Consider the following 13,114-nt stretch of genomic DNA (forward strand, 5'->3'; position numbering starts at 1 on the left):
GGGGCGCAGCGGTGTTCCCGCGTTGCGCCGGAAGTTCTCAAGTCCCTGCGGCGTCGAATGCTGCGGATGTGTCACGGATGGTGCCCGTCCTCTGGCGCCGGCTGGCCGCTTGCCGCGGCCGCGTCGGCGCAATTTGTTAGAATTCAATCATTATGTTTGGATCGTTTCATATTGGACCGAAGCCTGTCAAGGGCGCGTCTGACCGGACGGAACGATGGCGCTGCTGCAGGGCCAGCCTCATGGCCCTTAACCCCTTGGGGTTATTCTGGTTTGCTTCGCAAACCACCTCTGCCCCGCTCGACGGGGGGAGAGGAAGAGCCGTCCGCAAGGCTTGGCACCCTTCCTCTTCCCTTGTCAGAGGCAGAGTGGGGTAGGTGGCGCCGAATGCCATTGCTCCGCGCCAATAGCTAAGACCGATCACACGCCGCAGCCGCGTGGTGCATCAGACGACCCTGAGCACCCTGCCCTCCATGTGGCACCGCGCCAAAGCCTCGATGGTGACGTTCTCGGCGATGGCATCATGAGGGATCAGCAGGTAGCCCCAGGGCTTGCCGCCGTGCTTCAAGGCATGGCCGGTGGCGTGCCGGCACCAGTGCACCGCCGCATTACGCTTGGCCAGCACGATGCGGTCGTCCATCCGGTCCGACGCCTTGACCTCGATCATCAGGGTCCGCGTGCCGGTTTCGGCCACGAAATCCGGCTGATAGTCCAGTTCCTGCCCCTCGGCACGATAGCGAAGCTGGAACTGCCCCTTCGCCGGTCTGAACCATTTCAAGGCCTCGCGGTCGAGCACGACGGCCAGCATTCGCTCTGCGTCCGAATGGAACTTCTCCTCCGCGTAGAGGCAACGGGCGAAGCCGCCGAACAGATGTCGCGCCATGTTGCCCTTGTCGGCCGGGGGCAGCCGGAAATCGAGCACAGGCTCGTCCATTGCCTTGCTGAAGGTCCGCTCGCGCAAGGCCGTGTAGCCGCGGGTCACGACGACATCGTCGTCCGCATGCGCCTCCTGCCAGAGATGCTCCTGCATCTGCGCATGCACCGCCCGCGCGATCTCGTGCCGATGCAGCCACAGCACCTTGCGCGCGTCCCTCTCCGACATGCGCGACAGCAGGTGCCGGCTCACCTGCCCGGCGAGGTCGTAGAGCAGTTCGGCGTGCTCTTCATAGGCAACGTCGTCAAACGCGACCAAGGCGTCGACGATGCAATTGTCGAGGCGCTCTTCAATCACCGCCGCCGCAGCGCCGATCCTGTCGACCTGTCCGGTCCTGAGATGGGTCGCCCAGAGGTTTTCGGTTGGAACCTCGTAGGAGAACCGAGACAGGTCGAGCCGGAAGGACCGGTAGCCCCATTTCGCCTCATTCTTCGGAACCGCGAGGATAAGCGGTATCTCGATCGTCTCCTGCAGCACGAACTCGGTCGTATCCGTCACCACCGCCGCCAGTTCGTCGGCAGGCCCCTCCCTTCCCGCGCTCCGATAGCCGCTCGCGACCGCCGATATCAATGCGTCGCGGATTTCGGGCCGCATGAGATGACCAAGGCTCGGCAACGGCGCCCCGAATCCCACGGTCGCCTCGCCCATGATCGTCTCGTAAGTGAGCCGGGCGATCGCCCGCTTGTCGTCGCCGAAGCTCGCCTGCTCTTCATGGAATCCGCCCGGAGCATTGCTGGCGCTGCCTTCGGGCTCGATGCCCAGCCAGTCGACGAGCCGGGGCCTGGAAACCACCGTCACCGTCGATTGCTGCAACTGGCTTTCGGCAAGCACGAGCTGTTCCAGCCTTGCCGGCGAATCCGGGCGCCTGGCCTCCTCGACAATCTCTTGGAACCGGTCGTGCGCGACGATGTTCAGCCGGTCGATGGCGGCGATGCCGGTGCGACCACCGTAGGGAAGCCGCAGCCCGCGGCCGATCGCCTGCCAGACGAGGGTGTTCGAGTTGCCGGCCCTCAGCGGCACGATGGTGTAGAGATTGTTCACGTCCCAGCCCTCGCGCAGCATATTGACGTGGATGACGATCTCCGTCGGCTCGTCCGCGCGCTCGACCTTGAGCAGCCGCTCGACCGCCTCGTCCTCCCTGACGCTCGAATCCACCTGAATGACCTTGTTCGTAAAGCGCCCGTCGAAAAAGCGCGGGGATCGGATCAGCCGCATCAGTTCGGCGGCATGGCTCGTGTCGCGCGCAATGACCAGCACGATGGGTTTCACCGCCCCCACCCGGTTCTCGCGCGCATAAACCTCCAGCTCGACCCTGACGCCTTCATGCAGCCGGATGGCGTCGTGCAGCTTGATCTCCTCGATCTCCCCCGGCGACTTCCCGGCCGGGTGGAAATTCTCGCGGGTCACCACCGCCGGCTCCTTGACGAAGCCGTCCGCCAGGGCACGCCCAAGCGGATAGTCGAAGACCACATTTGCGAACGGCACCGGCCTGCGCGGCGCTTCCACGAAGGGCGTCGCCGTCAGTTCCAGGCCGAGCGTCGGCTTCAGCGCCTCGATGGCGCGAACGCCGGCCGAGCCGCGATAGCGATGCGCTTCGTCCATGATCAGCACAAGGTCGTCCAGGCCGGCCAGGTGGTCGAAATAGCTCTCGCCGATCTCCTCGCGCAGGCTGCGGATCCGCAGCGACCGGCCGTCACGCATTTCCGAATTGATCTTGGCCACGTTGAAGATGTTGACGGTGATGGCATGCCGCGTCCTGGCGCCGCCGACCCGGTAGGCGAAATTCTCGCCCGTCACGATCACGGGCGGCTCGATGCTGAACTGCTGGATTCCCGGAAGCACATATTTCGGCGTGCCGGGCGTGAAATCGGCGATCAGCTTGTCGTGGATCGTCAGGCTTGGCGCCAGCACCAGGAAATTGCGGATGCCGTGCGCCAGATGAAGATAGGCGACAAAGGCGCCCATCAACCGCGTCTTGCCCACCCCTGTCGCGAGAGCAAAGCACAGGCTCGGAAAGCCGCGCCCGAAGTCGGAAACCTGCGGGAACTCGCGGCGGATCGCGGCGAGAGCCGCGGCCAAGTCGCTCTCTTTTCCAGGCGGCAGGATCTCCATGATCCGGTCGAGGATTTCCAACGACCTCTGTTGCGGCGCGCGCAGGCTGAGGCGCGCGGCGATAGCGCCGACGTGACGACCGCTGTCTTTCCTCATGCACCCCTACCGTTTGCCTCCCGCATCCAGGAACAGCGCCGGTCCGCTCTAAGCCCGCCGTCGCTTCGGCGAAGCTCCGCCTCCGGCGGAACCGGCAGCCGTCCCCGAGATGCTCCCCCTGCTGCGCCGGCAGATCCCTCGCCGGCGCGCCCCATCTCACAGATGTTCGCCAGCCTCAAATATCGGGCTGTGGTTTCGCTGCGGCCCTCCCAGCGCATAGTCGTCCTTGCCCCATTCGCAACGAGCCGCGAGATGATCCGGAATCTTGCACAACGTCAGATTCGGGAATGCAGCCGCGCTGCCGCGAAAGGCACGGCACATGACCAGCAGCGTGCGTGAAGGCCCCACCTCTTCGCTCAACAGCGCCAGCTCCTCGACCGGCAGTGCACGCGGCGTGACGAAGATGAAGTCGCGCTCGCTCGATCGCCCATGCTGCCAGAACACCGTTTCGCTCGGCGCATAGGTGAAGCCATTCAGCTTGCACACGGCCTCGGCCAGCATCCGCTGGTCATAGGCGCGGGCGATCACCTCGCGCCCGTGCACGTCCCGCTCGATCAGCGACGGCGCAAGCCGGAAATAGTTAAAGCCGCCTCCGCCCTTCCATCCGGCGCCCTGTGTCACCCCGCCCTCGTCCGTGCCGTCGATCACCTTCTTGAGCCGGGGCACGATGTGGGTGTGGCAATGCCCACCCAGTTCCACCATGATCCAGCGGCGTCCCATCTTGTGGGCGACGGCGCCGGTGGTGCCCGAGCCCGCAAAGGAATCCAACACAAGGTCGCCGGGCCGGGTGGCGATATCGAGCACGCGCTTGATCAGGCGTTCAGGCTTCGGCGTCTCGAAAGCCTTGTGGGCCCCGAAGAGGCTTATGCTCTCCTTCTTGGCCTCCTGGCTATGCCCCACCTCGTTGTTGTCCCACCAGCTCCAGGCCGAGATGCCCTGGTTTTCCGAGAGGAAGGTCTTGCGGCGCGGAACCCCCTTCTCGTCCTTGCCGAAATAGATCCTGTTCTCGGCTACCAGCTGACGGAAAACGATTTCGGTGTTTTTCCAGCACATGCCGGGCGGGGGGCGGTGCCGCGCGCCACCGGGGGTGACGATCTCGTACATTTGGTTGGGACGATAGCCTTGCGCCGAATAGTCGGAAGACACCCATGGCCCGCGCGGATCGCCATCGGGGTTGCGATAGCCCTTCAGCTGCCGGGCGCTGCGGGGAATCTGGCTGAAGGCCAGCCGCGACGCGTCCTTGGCGAAGACAAGGATGTGATCATGGGCGTCGCCGAGGCGCCGGCGCGCATCGGGCGAGGTTCGCTTCTGCCAGACCACGTTGGCGACGAAATTCCGGCGCCCGAAAATCTCGTCGCAGACGATCTTCAGGTAATGCGCCTCGTTATCGTCGATGGCGATCCACAGCGAGCCGTCATCGGCGAGCAGCCGGCGGATGATCTCGATGCGGTCGCGCATCAGCCCCAGCCAAATCGAGTGCTCCACCCCGTCGTCGTAATGCGCGAAGGCGCTGCCGGTATTGTAGGGCGGGTCGATGAAGCAGCATTTGACCTTGCCGGAAAACTCTTGCTCCAATGCCTTCAGCGCCAGGAGATTGTCGCCGAAGACGAGGCGGTTGTCGCCCTCGGGAGGAACGACCGAGCCGTAGGACTGGTCTTTCTCCTCCAGAAGAATGCGCGGCTCCAACCGACGCCGCACATGCTTGTCTACCCATGTCAGCTCAAGGCGCTGCCGACGCGCTTCGGAAAGGAGGGGCTGTGACACGGCATCCTCCGGTTGCATAATGTCTAAATACAACTATTAAGGGAATTCATATTTGTAAAGACATTATTTCCTCGCCGACGCGCTGGACGCGGCGATCGTCACGCGCGGTGCCGGCACCGCCGGCCGCGATGGATCGCATCCGCCCTACCAGCGTTATGAGTGGTCGCACCCCAGCATCGGACCACACCCATGAACACCGCGAACCTGCAACTCGAAGGCCTTTATCTGGCCATGGCCGCAATCAACGAGATCCTGGTCAGGAAAGGCATCCTGACCGGCGAGGAGATCGACATCGCGCTGCGCCGCGCCGAGGCCAACGCCACCGGCGACAACCACATCATCGAAGACATGTCGCCGGCCAACCGGGACGCCGTCTGCTTCCCGATACGTTTCCTTCAATTGGCCAACAACAACGGCTCGGGCCGTGACATGCCGAGCTTCTCCGAGCTCACCAAGATGGTCGGCCAGACCAAGCAGCCCTACAACGACCAGATGTAGAAGCGTGCCGCGCCTACCCGGCCACGCCTCTCTTGCCGAGCGTCACTGACAATGCTTTGCTGGACCTCGGGAACGGAAGGCAGCCACAGCCGCCGCCTGAAGAGACCGGTGGCTCACAGGACCTCGACATTGACGGTGGGTAGCAGGAATTGAAGCAGCATCGCATTGTGCCTTCTGGCGCCGAAGGACTGGCTCCTATCGCCAGCGCGCGGACTTTCCCGAACGGTTCCCTGCCGAAGGCGACGGGCAAGGCATGACGATGTTCCCGAGAGCCTTGGGCCTTGCCGGCCTGATCCTGTCCGCGTCCATGGCCCAGCAGGCGAGCGCCGAGCCCGAGCCGGGCCGGCTGGCTGAAGGCACCTACCACTGCGAGGTCTATTCGCTGGGGGTGTTCATCCATCTCGGCGACATCGTCATCGAAGCCGATACCTATCGCGGCCCGTATCGCTTCGGACCGCCACCGCCGGCCCACAAATACGAACTCAGCCCGGAAGGCGAGATCACCTGGCACGGCCCCCTCGGCGGCTTCACCACAGGAGGAAACTCCATCGACATCACCCAGGTGACCGCCAACAGCGAACAGGCCGGCTCCTTCGACATCATCATGCGCGAGGTGAGTGGCAACTATTCGGCCACCACCTGCGACAAGCAGTGAGGCAACAAGCCGAAGGGCTTGGCCTCAGGCGGCCGTCGGTCCCGGATCGTCCGGGCCGTCGTCATAGTGCACCGGAATTCGCCTTGCCGGCTGTGCCGGAGGCTCATCGGCGCTGTGCACGAGACGCAGGATCGGACCGCGCGACCTCGGCTGGGCGACGCCTTCCTGCCTGCCGGCAGCGGCACGCCTGGCGGTTTCCGGCTGGTAGACCACCTCCTGCACCGTCAGCCTCTCCTCCTCGCCGTCGGCGCGGCGGATGGTGATGGACTGCCCCTCCGCGAGGCCCAGCAGCGCCAGCCCGCGCGGGGTGGTGATCGACAGCACCGCTCCGACCATGCCGCGCATCTCGTCATGGGCGACGATCCGGGTTTCGGCCGGGCCGTCGTCCACCGTGTAGGTGACGCGGCTGCTCAGGGTGACGACCGTGGGCGGGATGTCGTCGCGAAACACGACGGTCGCGCCGTCGATCTTGCGCCTGAGAAGTTCGCGCATCGGGTCGTCGCCCAGGCTGCGCTCCAGCATCACCTCGAGAATGGTGTAGTCCTTTGTCGTCAGTTGACAATCATCCGTGTTCGACATGGCAGGCCTCCAGCCGAGCCGTTTTCGGGCGGCATCGGCATCAAGCATTGATCTTGATTTCGGAAGATCTCCCCTGGGCCGAAGTCACCTCAACGACGACTTCGGCGCAGGGGGTTAGACTCCTGCGACGAGCTTGCCTGATCGATGCACGAAATGACGTCGGACGAAACTTGCCATGCCGTCAGTTACCGTCGGTGGCCGCCGCCACGGGCCGATCCTTGCCATTGCCCGCGGAGCCGTCCATCGGCTGCACTTCGAGCACCTCGAGTTGATGCGTGCGGCCATCCCGTGCCGTCCACATGATCTCCTGCCCGGTCGCCAGACCGATCAGCGCGGTGCCGATGGGCGTCAGAATGGAAATCTTGCCCTGCGCGATGTCCGCGTCGCCCGGGAATACGAGCGTGACGGTCTTGGCCTCGCCCGTGTCGGGCTTGAAGGTCACGGTCGAGCCCATCTGGACGACGTCGCCGGGAATGGAACCGTCAGCAACCACCCGGGCGCGATCCAGCTCGAGAAGCAGTTCCTCGGCCATCTCCGGATTGCGGCTCTCCATCGCGGTCGCAAAAGCCATCAGCTTCGCGTGGTCAGAGGCGCCGATCTTGATGGTCGGCTTGCGCTTGGCCTTGGTCTTTTCCTGCATAGTGCACCCATGGTTGTGACCGTCACGGAACCCGGTCCTAGGGATACGAGCGTGCGGCTGCCGATCTGGCAAAAAAAATAACGATCTGGTTGAAGCGCCGATATTTGCAGGACTTAGAAACCTGCGGAAAATGCCATATTCACCCCACGGCTCGGGGGCGCATGGCAGCCGAGCCGGGGGCTAATATCCCGCGATGGGGCAAACCCGCAGGAATAGAGTGGTTCGGACTTCGACGACGATAGACATGTATTAATAGTCTCGAAACTTCGCCGGAAAGTCAAGCAACGCGGTCGCCGCACCCCTCGGACGGCCGAATTCGGGCTTTCGGACAGGGCAGTCCGGCTGCGTTCTCGACCCTTCGTCCCCCGGCTCAAGGGGGCTATTTCGCGGCGCTGCGAATCCCCGTCGTCGCTTCAGGCGATGTTATTTCAATCGCTCGAACAGGATGGTCGGCGAGCCCTTGTAGGTGGTGCGCGTCACCTCGCGATAGCCGCATTTTTTCGCCACGCGGATCGATCCGCCATTGCCGGGGTCGATGATGCAGACCGTCCGCGCCCCGCCGAAATGTCGGTCGCCCCACGCATGCATCGCCATCGCCACCTCGCTGGCCAAACCCTTGCCATGGGCGGTAGGAGCAAGAACCCAGCCGGCTTCAGGCGCGTCGTCGAAAGCGGGCACGATGTCGCGTCTGAGATTCTGGAAGCCGGCCTCACCCAGGAAGCGGCCGCTACCTTTTTCTTCGATGACCCAGTAACCGAAGCCGAACAGTTTCCACAGACCCGCATAGCGCAGCAGGCGCCCCCAGACTTCCTCGGCCGTCATGGCACGGCCACCGATATACTGCGTGACCGCCAGGTCCGCCCACATGGTGGCGGAGGCATCGAAATCGGACAGGCGATGACCGCGCAGGATCGTGCGCGGCGTCTCGACAACGGGAATGTCGGAAGGATCGGGATTCATCATCAAACACTTCATCTTGCGGGAAATAGGCGCCGGCCAGAACAGCGGCGCCTTGGACATCGCGTCATGGTCTTATCGTAACCATGCGCAAATAGCGCCGCAACCGGGCGCTGTGAGCAGAGTCTGGCAATGGGAGACGGCCGCTTGACCGAGGCGCGAATGTCCGTCCTTCTGTGCGCGGGATAGTTTCGCTCGCACAAGGAATGACCATGGAAACCGTCGACCTGCTGCTCGCCATCTTCCACCACATACTGGTCTTTTCGCTCGCGGCGGTGCTCGCCGCCGAGGTCGTGCTGATCCGCAACGAGATGACGCACAGGACGATCGGCAGGCTTGCCGGCATCGACCGCGCCTATGGCCTCGTCGCGCTTTTCGTCATCATCATCGGCGTCGCGCGCGTGTTCTACGGCCTGAAGGGCTGGGAGTTCTACGTCTACAGCTGGACCTTTTGGGCCAAGATGGCTGCCTTCGCCGCCGTCGCCCTGCTGTCGATCCCGCCCACCATAAGCTTCTTGGCGTGGAAGAAGCAGGCGGCCGCCGACGCCGCCTTCGCCGTGCCCTCGGCCGAACTCGCCTCGGCGCGCGGCTATCTGCGCGCCCAGATGATGATCTTCATGCTGATCCCGATCTTCGCGGCGGCCATGGCGCGCGGTTATGGCCAGTTCGGCTACTGACCGGGATCTTCCAGCGGCGCGATCGGCACCAGCGGCGCCGGAATGCTGGTGGTCTTTTCCTTGTATTTACAAATGTCGGCGATCACGCACTTTTCGCATTCGGGCTTGCGTGCCTTGCACACATAGCGCCCGTGCAGGATCAGCCAGTGATGGGCGTGCCGCATATATTCGTCGGGAATGATGCGGACGAGCTCGGCTTCCACCTGTTCCGGCGTCTTGCCGGGTGCCAGCCCGATGCGGTTGCCGATGCGCAAGATATGCGTGTCGACCGCCATGGTGTGGTGACCGAAGGCCATGTTGAGCACCACATTCGCCGTCTTGCGACCCACCCCCGGCAGCTTCACCAGCGCGTCGAGGTCGTCGGGCACCTGGCCGCCATGGTCGCGGATGAGCGCCTCCGACAGCGCAATCACGTTCTTGGCCTTGGCGCGCCACAGCCCGATGGTGCGGATGTATTCGCCCACCTTCTCCTCGCCGAGCGCCAGCATCTTCTGCGGCGTGTCGGCGACCGCAAACAGCGGCCGCGTCGCCTTGTTCACCCCGGCGTCGGTGGCCTGCGCCGAGAGCACCACGGCCACCAGCAGGGTGAAGGCATTGACATGCTCGAGCTCGCCCTTCGGCTCTGGCCTTTGCACGGCGAAACGCCGGAAGATCTCGTGCACCTCGGCAGGCGTATAGAGCGATTTCGGCCGGCGCACACGCGGCTGTGCGCGCTTCTGCGCGCCATTGGCGGTTGCGGCTTGCGGCTTTTTCGGCCGCGGCTGATCTTTGGGCTTTGGACTGTCCATCGCTTTCCTATAAACTGCAGGCATGAGCGAGACAAACGCTGCATATGCGGCCGACGAGCCGTTCTTCCACGCACTCCTGACGCCCTACAGGTCGCTGGGCCGCACCGGCTTCCTGGTGCTGATGGGCGCGTTGACATTCGGCTGGATCGTTACCGGCATATTCTTGATTTACAATGGCGCCTGGCCGGTCTTCGGCTTCCTGGGGCTCGACGTCCTCGCGCTCTATGTCGCCTTCCGGCTGAACTACCGGGCCGCCCGCGCCCGAGAAGAGGTCATCGTCTCGCGCACGCGCCTGGACATCTGGAAGGTGTCCCCGTCCGGCCGCACGGAAGACCATCATTTCAATCCGTTCTGGACCCGCTTTGCGGTCAAGCGCCATTCCGAGATCGGCATCACCAGCATGGCCGTGGAAGCGCGGGGCCAGTACGTGTCGATCGGCAGCTTCCTCAATCCCGATGACCGCGAGAGCTTCGCCAAGGCATTTTCGCGCGCACTGGCGACCGCTAAGGGACGCTGATATTCCTCATCAGAATTGGAACCTGAGCAGCCGGCCGATCTTCCTGAGCGCCGGAAAGAAGCTCCACACCAGGACGATCCACCCTGCTGACCAGTCCATCCGGGCGGCATGCTCCGGCCGGTAGGCGGGAATGTCCTCAATAAGCGTCAAGCCGGGCGCGGCCAGCTCCAACTCATGCGGGTCGTCGATGGCCCAGTGGATTTCCGCCCCGGTCGCGCGGAAGGAAGGGCTGAGGCGAACGAATTTCAGCCCCAGCTCGCTGTAGACGTCGCAGATCAGCTCTCCGCTCCCCAGATGCGAGACCAGCCAGGCGACGAGCCGCGGGCCCTCTTCGGAGGTGAGGTAGGGCGTCAAGCCTTCGGCCACCACCATGGCGGGGCGGTCGCGCGGCACCTGCGCCAGCCACTCAGGCACCGTGACCGACGACGCGATCGGGCGGCAGCTCCGGTGCGCCGGGTAGAGCTTGCGCCTCAGTTCCATCACCTCGGGAAAGTCGATGTCGAACCATTCCACGCCGTCGTCCGGATCGATGCGGAAGACCCGCGTGTCGAGCCCGCAGCCGAGTTCCAGCACGATCGCATCGGGATGCGCGGCCAGGAACGCGCGAATCCAGGCGTCCAGCGTGCTGGCCCGGATCGCCAGGCTCGCCGCCAGATTGGCGTCGACCTCCAGCCTGGAGAAATCATAGTCGATCCTGCCGATCGCCTCGTCGGCGAAGCAATCGCCGAGCAGGGTGTCGGCGCGCCTGCTCTCCAAAGCCTTGCCATAGAGGGTGATCAGCAGGGTTTCCTTTTCCCTGGTCAGGGAGACCTTCTCGCGTCGCATTCCACTTCCCTGCGCCCGACCAACTTTATGGTGGGGCAGGCGGCGCATATGGCAAGTTTCGGGTGGCGAAGCCGGCGTCGCGGCACGATAATCGTGATCAAGGAGACCAAAGCAATGAACGCACGCACCGCGATCCTCCGCGAGGAAATCACGCCGCAGGGCAGCGACTACGAGATCGTCCGCCGCGTCATCGAGAAGATCAGCCTCGACTATCGCGACCAGCCCTCGCTAGAAACGCTTGCCGCCGAAGTGGGCGAGACGCCGACGGCCTTGCAAAAACTGTTCACCCGCTGGGCCGGCCTCTCCCCCAAGGGGTTTTTGCAGGCCGTGACGCTGGACCACGCCCGGCGGCTGCTCGACGAGGGCATGCCGCTGCTTGAAACCGCCTTCGAGGTTGGCATGTCCGGTCCCGGCCGCCTGCACGACCTGTTCGTCACCCACGAGGCCATGTCGCCCGGCGACTACAAGAGCCGCGGCGCGGGCCTGACCGTCCGCTATGGCTATCATATCTCGCCCTTCGGCGTGGCGCTGATCATGGTCACCGACCGGGGCCTTGCCGGCCTCTCCTTCAACGATGCCGGCCACGAGCGCGAAGCCTTTGAGGACATGTCCGGCCGCTGGCCGAACGCGATCTATGTGGAAGACATGGCCGCCACCGCGCCCTATGCCGCGCGCATCTTCGACCCGACGCGCTGGCGAGCCGACGACCCGCTGCGCGTCGTCATGATCGGCACCGACTTCCAGATCAGCGTCTGGGACGCGCTGCTGAAGATCCCGTTGGGAAAGGCGGTCAGCTATTCGGCCATCGCCGCCGGCATCGGCGCGCCCAAGGCGAGCCGCGCGGTGGGTGCGGCCGTGGGCGCCAACCCCATCTCCTTCGTGGTGCCCTGCCATCGCGCCGTCGGCAAGTCGGGCGCGCTCACCGGTTATCACTGGGGCCTGACGCGCAAGCGCGCCATCCTCGGCTGGGAAGCCGGGCAGCTCTGCAAAAACGGCTGAAACCGGCTTCCGGCATATTTCCATATCGGCTCAAACCGATTAGCTTCCCACCGATTTGGCGCGCCCCCGGCGAAAGGCCCGGCGCGCCGAAATTTTGAATCCGCGCATTTCCGCCGTGCCTTCCCCGCGCGCCCCGGATGCGCCAGCGGGAGGCATTCCTTGATCACCGTCATCGGCTCCATCAACCTCGACCTCATCGCCACCGTCGACCGGCTTCCCGCCCCCGGCGAGACCGTGCCCGGCAGCGGCTTCAAGACGGCGCCGGGCGGCAAGGGTGCCAACCAGGCACTCGCCGCCGCGCGCGCCGGCGCCTCCGTGCGCATGGTCGGTGCCGTCGGCAAGGACGCCTTCGCGGGCGAGGCGCTGGCCTGCCTCAACGACGGCAAGGTCGATCTGTCCGGCGTGGCCAAAACGGACGAGCCCACCGGCACGGCGCTCATCCTGGTGGGCGGCGACGGCGAGAACATGATCGCCGTGGTGCCGGGCGCCAATGCCACCGTGCTGCCGGCCAATGTCGGCACCGCCGCGCCCGAGAAAGGCGACATCGTGCTCCTGCAGCACGAGATCCCGCTCGAAACCGTCGATGCGGCACTCGACGCCACGGCTGCCGCCGGCGCAATCGCCATCCTCAACACCGCGCCCTTCCGCAAGGAAGCCGCCAGCTTCCTCGGCAAGGCAAACTATGTCGTCGCCAACGAAACCGAGTTCGACCTCTATTGCGAGGCGCTCGCGCTCGAGGGCGCCGACCGCCCCGCCCGCATGAAGGCCTTCGCCGTCGCCACCGGCCGCACCATCATCGTCACGCTGGGCGGCGAAGGCGTGCTCGCGGCGACGCCCGAGGCCTTCCTCAGCGTGCCAGCGCTGAAAATCACGCCGGTCGACACGGTCGGCGCCGGCGACACTTTTTGCGGCTATCTGGCCGCCGGCCTGGCCGAAAGCCTTGCGCTGGGCGACGCGCTGCGGCGCGCGGCCGTCGCCGGCTCGCTTGCCTGCCTGGAGCCTGGCGCGCAGCCGGCCATCCCGCTGGCCGGCGAGGTCGACGAGGCGATCGCCGCGGCCCAGGCGCGCTGACCTCC

The 13,114-nt window shown here is 64.9% G+C and carries 13 protein-coding genes; 6 read left to right on the forward strand and 7 right to left on the reverse strand.

Annotated features, from left to right (window positions below; translation table 11 throughout):
* Positions 1–442: 442 nt before the first annotated feature.
* Both ABLE85_RS19710 and ABLE85_RS19715 read right to left on the reverse strand, forming a co-directional pair.
* Positions 443–3,139, reverse strand: a complete 2,697-nt coding sequence (locus tag ABLE85_RS19710) for a DEAD/DEAH box helicase family protein (RefSeq protein WP_348794417.1) — start codon at positions 3,137–3,139, stop codon at positions 443–445.
* A gap of 156 nt (positions 3,140–3,295) precedes the next feature.
* Complete coding sequence (locus ABLE85_RS19715) at positions 3,296–4,903, reverse strand: site-specific DNA-methyltransferase (protein ID WP_348794418.1); 1,608 nt, start codon at positions 4,901–4,903, stop codon at positions 3,296–3,298.
* A 189-nt stretch (positions 4,904–5,092) separates the two neighbouring features.
* Between ABLE85_RS19715 and ABLE85_RS19720 the strand changes: the two genes are divergently transcribed.
* Positions 5,093–5,401: a hypothetical protein gene (locus ABLE85_RS19720; protein ID WP_348794419.1), complete on the forward strand. Its 309-nt coding sequence runs from the start codon at positions 5,093–5,095 to the stop codon at positions 5,399–5,401.
* 253 nt (positions 5,402–5,654) lie between these two features.
* Positions 5,655–6,056: a hypothetical protein gene (locus ABLE85_RS19725; RefSeq protein ID WP_348794420.1), complete on the forward strand. Its 402-nt coding sequence runs from the start codon at positions 5,655–5,657 to the stop codon at positions 6,054–6,056.
* 24 nt (positions 6,057–6,080) lie between these two features.
* On the opposite strand, the gene ABLE85_RS19730 is transcribed toward ABLE85_RS19725, so the two are convergent.
* The 3 genes from ABLE85_RS19730 to ABLE85_RS19740 all read right to left on the reverse strand — a co-directional run bounded on the left by ABLE85_RS19730 (position 6,081) and on the right by ABLE85_RS19740 (position 8,238).
* Positions 6,081–6,635 carry a GreA/GreB family elongation factor gene (locus ABLE85_RS19730; RefSeq protein WP_348794421.1) on the reverse strand — a complete coding sequence of 185 codons (555 nt, stop codon included), beginning with the start codon at positions 6,633–6,635 and terminating at the stop codon, positions 6,081–6,083.
* A gap of 181 nt (positions 6,636–6,816) precedes the next feature.
* Positions 6,817–7,275 (reverse strand): nucleoside diphosphate kinase regulator, encoded by a 459-nt coding sequence (gene rnk, locus ABLE85_RS19735; RefSeq protein WP_348794422.1) that lies wholly within the window; start codon positions 7,273–7,275, stop codon positions 6,817–6,819.
* A 423-nt stretch (positions 7,276–7,698) separates the two neighbouring features.
* Positions 7,699–8,238 carry a GNAT family N-acetyltransferase gene (locus ABLE85_RS19740; RefSeq protein ID WP_348794423.1) on the reverse strand — a complete coding sequence of 180 codons (540 nt, stop codon included), beginning with the start codon at positions 8,236–8,238 and terminating at the stop codon, positions 7,699–7,701.
* Positions 8,239–8,444: 206 nt separating this feature from the next.
* Between ABLE85_RS19740 and ABLE85_RS19745 the strand changes: the two genes are divergently transcribed.
* Positions 8,445–8,909, forward strand: coding sequence for a DUF2214 family protein (locus ABLE85_RS19745; RefSeq protein ID WP_348794424.1), 465 nt, complete (start codon positions 8,445–8,447; stop codon positions 8,907–8,909).
* On the opposite strand, the gene nth is transcribed toward ABLE85_RS19745, so the two are convergent.
* Positions 8,903–9,697: an endonuclease III gene (nth, locus tag ABLE85_RS19750; protein WP_348794425.1), complete on the reverse strand. Its 795-nt coding sequence runs from the start codon at positions 9,695–9,697 to the stop codon at positions 8,903–8,905. The genes ABLE85_RS19745 and nth overlap by 7 nt on opposite strands.
* A 22-nt stretch (positions 9,698–9,719) precedes the next feature.
* Here nth and ABLE85_RS19755 point away from each other — a divergent pair, with 22 nt between their 5' ends.
* Positions 9,720–10,214 (forward strand): DUF2244 domain-containing protein, encoded by a 495-nt coding sequence (locus tag ABLE85_RS19755; protein ID WP_348794426.1) that lies wholly within the window; start codon positions 9,720–9,722, stop codon positions 10,212–10,214.
* A gap of 9 nt (positions 10,215–10,223) precedes the next feature.
* Here ABLE85_RS19755 and ABLE85_RS19760 read toward each other — a convergent pair whose 3' ends face one another.
* The gene (locus ABLE85_RS19760; protein ID WP_348794427.1) at positions 10,224–11,039 is read right to left on the reverse strand and encodes a class I SAM-dependent methyltransferase; all 816 of its coding nucleotides are present in this window, start codon (positions 11,037–11,039) and stop codon (positions 10,224–10,226) included.
* Between the two features lie 114 nt (positions 11,040–11,153).
* On the opposite strand from ABLE85_RS19760, the gene ABLE85_RS19765 reads away from it, so the two are divergent.
* Both ABLE85_RS19765 and ABLE85_RS19770 read left to right on the forward strand, forming a co-directional pair.
* On the forward strand, positions 11,154–12,038 hold the full coding sequence (locus ABLE85_RS19765; RefSeq protein ID WP_348794428.1) for a bifunctional helix-turn-helix domain-containing protein/methylated-DNA--[protein]-cysteine S-methyltransferase: 885 nt from the start codon (positions 11,154–11,156) through the stop codon (positions 12,036–12,038).
* 159 nt (positions 12,039–12,197) lie between these two features.
* Positions 12,198–13,109, forward strand: coding sequence for a ribokinase (locus ABLE85_RS19770; protein ID WP_348794429.1), 912 nt, complete (start codon positions 12,198–12,200; stop codon positions 13,107–13,109).
* Positions 13,110–13,114: the final 5 nt, after the last annotated feature.

It is taken from the genome of Mesorhizobium sp. KR1-2, assembly GCF_040045035.1.
GTDB lineage: Bacteria > Pseudomonadota > Alphaproteobacteria > Rhizobiales > Rhizobiaceae > Pseudaminobacter.